Origin of the sequence: uncultured Nostoc sp., from assembly GCF_964245445.1 — a bacterium.
Classification (GTDB): Bacteria; Cyanobacteriota; Cyanobacteriia; order Cyanobacteriales; family Nostocaceae; genus Nostoc.
On record NZ_CAXTNE010000312.1, the window covers coordinates 1 to 4,595 of the forward strand.

Genomic DNA, 4,595 nt, shown 5'->3' on the forward strand with positions numbered 1-4,595 from the left:
TACCTCCCCTGCTCCCTCACCTCCCTGGAACTCAGGCAAAATCACTGGCAGTTCTTTAGAGTATGGTGGAAAAAGTTCCTCTACTTGAGTGGCGGTAATGGTTTTGAGCAGGATAGCACGTTCAATTTCGCTCTGGAAATTTCTGCCCAAATCGTAAGCCATTACCTTGCCCCAAGTCAGCGAATGCACTACTTGCCAAGGTTCTGGCTTATACCCAGGATTAAGGAATTTTAGCACAGCGTATTCTAGACTCAGGGCGTTGCCTTGATGCTCTGCCAGATAAGCATTTACACCATCTGCATAAGCTTCCAAGTATGCCTTCATCTCTGCATTCATTTCCTGAATTTCTTGCTGTGCCACCCTTGCCCAACCCATTGTCCGCAGATATCTGTCAGTCTCCACCTGAGAGGAACCAAACATTTCTGACAGTCGCCCAGAACCGATGTGTCGCCAAAAATCCATTTGCCAAAATCGGTCTTGGGCGTGGATATAACCTTGCGCCATAAATAAATCGTGGGAGTTGGCAGCATAAATATGGGGAATTCCCCATTTATCGCGCTGGACAGTTACTTCTGCTTTAAGTTCAGGTAGTTGAATTGTGCCACTTTCTTGAGCAAAGGATTGGCGCACAGTGTAAGTGGCGAATTCCACTAACAATAGACTCATTATTAACAGTACAATCAGAGTTCTTTTGAGAATCTGGGGAAACCACCAACGTTTCCTGAAGGTTTTTATTTGGGCTTGCCGTGGCATTGTTTAGTGAAATTACGCGATTTTACCAGAAAAATAGGTTTAGAGCTACGCACTTATAGGACGGCTTTCTCTTCAGCCTCAAGCATACCAAAAGTTAAGCACTTGGGTAAAACTCTTGAAAAAGCAAAAAGGGAAACCTACTCACTCCGGTATGTTTTTCCGTGAAAACGACGTATTTATTAGAAGTTGACTATAAAATTCCAAAATCGCAAGGCGTTTATACAGATTATAGTGCGTTTAAAAAAAATTAAACATACATATTGATATATCAATGTATTTGCTATACATTTTTTATGTAAGTTTTAATTTTAGAGGTTTTACGAATGGTTATTAAAATTTTAGAATTAGGTATTCTGAGGGAGCTTACCGAAGAAGAAGAAGAAAGCTATAAAGGAGGCACTCCCACAGAAAGTGGAAATCCTTCCCCTGTAAGTGAGGTTCCCAAAGTTAAAGATGCTGGGGAACCTCCTACATCTCACGTAATTCTTGTGCCAACATTAGATGATCTGTTAAAACCACCTGTTGTGTCACAAACAATTGAAACAACCTAAGTATAAACTGCTACTAGCAATTTTATAAAATCAAAAACAGCTATTTTTCCACATTTAACAAGGTGGCATTGAAACAAGAACCGGAGAAGATAAGAAACTTCTCCGGCTTTTTTGCAATAGCAAAAAAATAGTTGGTTTCAGTAGTGGCTGTAGCAATAGTGTTAGTTGCAATGCGCTTCCAACAGCTAATAATGTCACAGCATATATGATTCAGCAAGATTATTGTTGGTTTATGGCTCATACATTCCATTAATAACAAGCGTATCTAGTTGGCTTTTGTCAGAGTCACTTGGATGAATCATGCACTTTTTGCGTTATTAGTAATCAATAGACTAGGAAATGGGGCATAGCGCATGGGGCATGGCGAATGGAAAAATTACCAATGCCCAATGCCCAATCCCCAATCCTCCATGCCCAATCCCCAATGCCCAATCCCCATAAATGGCTCGTACTCCTACATTAAATTTTGATCGCGGCACATTAATTTTGCATCCACCACCACGCGGCAAAGGTTGGATGGATTATGCTACATGGGATGATAGAGTTGAAAAATTCCGCATTCCCGCAATTAGATACCGATCGCTAGTGGAAGCACTACAAGCGGAAGATGTGAATTTTATCGATGAGGCAAAGCAATTTTATCCTGTAGATTTGGTTCCTAGTCTGGAAATGGAACCCTATCCCCACCAAACTGAAGCGCTAGCAGCTTGGAAACTGGCGGGTAGACAAGGGGTTGTTGTGCTGCCCACGGCGGCGGGAAAGACTTATTTGGCGCAAATGGCGATGCAATCAACGCCGCGCACGACGCTAATTGTGGTGCCAACTTTGGATTTAATGCATCAGTGGTATGCACACTTGGTAGCGGCTTTCCCGGATGCTGAGGTGGGATTGCTGGGTGGTGGTTCGCGGGATAGAACAGCTATTCTCGTTGCAACTTATGATAGTGCAGCAATTCACGCTGAGACGTTGGGGAATCAATATGGTTTGATTGTTTTTGATGAATGTCATCATTTACCCACAGATTTTAATCGGGTGATTGCTGAATATGCGATCGCACCTTATCGCCTGGGACTCTCCGCTACACCAGAACGCACTGATGGTAAACACGCTGACTTAAATATCCTCATTGGTCAAGAAGTATATCGCAAACGCGCTGAGGATTTGGCGGGGAAGGCGTTAGCAGAGCATGAAATTGTTCAAATTAAAGTAAAGTTATCGCAACTTGAGCGGGAAAGATACAACCAGTTAATTCAAACCCGCAATGACTTTTTGAAACAATCAAAGATTTCTTTGGGAAGCCTTCAAGGTTGGCAAATGTTCGTGCAAATGAGTGCTAGATCGCAATCTGGACGTAGGGCGATGTTAGCGCATCGAGAAGCGAAAGATATCGCTTTGGGTACTGATGGAAAATTGCGAATTCTGATTGATTTATTGGCAGAACATTATCCGGCACGAATTTTGATTTTTACTGCGGATAATACAACAGTTTACCGCATTTCTCAAGAGTTGCTAATTCCGGCAATTACTCATCAAACGCCTGTTAAAGAACGGCATGAGATATTAACAAAGTTTCGAGAGGGTAAATATAATACTTTGGTTGCTTCTCATGTGTTGAATGAAGGTGTGGATGTACCTGCGGCTTCTGTGGCAATTATTTTATCTGGAACGGGTTCGGCTAGGGAGTATACTCAACGCTTGGGTAGGGTTTTACGGAAGGGGAATATTGAGAATAAACAGGCGATTTTGTATGAGGTAGTGGCGGAGGATACGAGTGAGGAGGGGACTTCGGCTAGGCGGAGAGGGGAGAGGAAGGTGGGGGAAGAAAAAGAAAGGAAAGGGAATTTACAGGTTGTGTATGGGAGTGGGAAAGAACGGAGTTTGAAGGCTGCGGAACAGTTAGAAATTAATTATTCAATCCAAAATCCAAAATCTAAAATCCAAAATTCAGCAGATGTTACCGACAGACTTACTGATGCATCGCCAAAACGGGGAGGAGATCATTCCGAAGAGACTGAAGATTGATCAGAAAACTTCAGAGTTGGCGATTGAGTTAATTAATTATTTTCAATCAGCAGTGGGGAAAACTCAAGGTGTGCTTGAGCGACAACTGACTGATTTTGAAGGAGATTCTACAGATTATCGGGTGAAGCGGGGATTAGCTTATATTCTCAAAAGCAGTTTTTGTACTTTTGAGGTGGTTAGTCCTCTGGAACCACAAATGTTAAGAGAACGGGTGTTTTCTCTGGCTGCAAAATCGGTTTCTAGTCGGGAATCTACACAAGTTACTCTGAGTAAAATTGCTGATGAATTAACTCAAGAACTTGAGCGCGAAGTTATATTAGAACAGGTTCGTAATGGACTTTATGCTGATTTATCTGAAAATAAGATTTTGACAGTGTTTGATGCACCAACAGCGCCAGATTTGTTAAATAGATATAATTTATCTCAGGTACAGGGTGTATTTTATAAAGCCAGTCAACTGGTGTTAAATGCTCACCGGAATGTTCCGGGTGAATATAAGCTCTTATTTCGCTATTTGAAGTTGTTTCAATTGATGGCTTATATTGAAGGTGATGCTGACCACGGGTTTACAATTACGATAGATGGGCCGACGAGTTTGTTTAATCCTAGTACGCGGTATGGATTAGCGATCGCTAAACTTATTCCGGCTTTACTTCACGTTACTAAATGGAGTCTTTCGTCCATTCTCCAAACCCGCGATGCTTATACAAATACTTGGAAAACTGGACGTTTTACTCTCAATTCTGAATGTGGTTTGGTATCCCACTATCCACCAGGTAAACCCTACGATAGTATGCTAGAAGCATCCTTCGCTGATAAGTGGGATGCGTTAAAAAGTGGTTGGGCATTAGAGCGAGAAGTTGATTTGATACCAATTCCTGGTAGTGTGATGATTCCCGATTTTCGCTTAGTGCATTCTGATGGACGTACCTTCTTATTAGAAATTGTTGGTTATTGGCGACCAGAATATTTACAAAAGAAGTTTTCTCAAGTGCGACGGGCTGGACGTGATGACTTAATTTTAGCAATTTCCGAGCGACTTAATTTAGAAAAGGCGGGAGTAAAATTAAATGATGTCCCCGCCAGAATTGTTTGGTTTAAAGATAAGTTATTGCCGAAAGCTGTGTTAGCTGTAATGGATTGAACAAGGAGGAATAAGATGAAATCTATAGAAACAATTGCCACAGTTACTAAAGATGGTAAGATTACAGCGCAATTACCATTGGATATTCTAGAGGGTGAACATCAGGTAGTAATAGTAATTGATGA

At 41.6% G+C, this 4,595-nt stretch carries 4 protein-coding genes; 3 read left to right on the forward strand and 1 reads right to left on the reverse strand.

From position 1 onward, the window contains the following. Window positions 1–753: penicillin acylase family protein (locus tag ACFE90_RS32830; protein ID WP_375506490.1), on the reverse strand; the 753-nt coding region annotated here is incomplete at its 3' end. Between the two features lie 323 nt (window positions 754–1,076). Here ACFE90_RS32830 and ACFE90_RS32835 point away from each other — a divergent pair. The 3 genes from ACFE90_RS32835 (at window position 1,077) to ACFE90_RS32845 (ending at window position 4,470) form a co-directional block, all read left to right on the forward strand. Further along, window positions 1,077–1,304, forward strand: a complete 228-nt coding sequence (locus ACFE90_RS32835; protein WP_375506491.1) for a hypothetical protein — start codon at window positions 1,077–1,079, stop codon at window positions 1,302–1,304. Between the two features lie 441 nt (window positions 1,305–1,745). Then, window positions 1,746–3,326 carry a DEAD/DEAH box helicase gene (locus tag ACFE90_RS32840; protein ID WP_375506492.1) on the forward strand — a complete coding sequence of 527 codons (1,581 nt, stop codon included), beginning with the start codon at window positions 1,746–1,748 and terminating at the stop codon, window positions 3,324–3,326. Beyond that, window positions 3,256–4,470, forward strand: coding sequence for a DUF790 family protein (locus ACFE90_RS32845; protein ID WP_375506493.1), 1,215 nt, complete (start codon window positions 3,256–3,258; stop codon window positions 4,468–4,470). Before ACFE90_RS32840 ends, ACFE90_RS32845 begins: the two co-directional genes overlap by 71 nt. Window positions 4,471–4,595 lie beyond the last annotated feature (125 nt).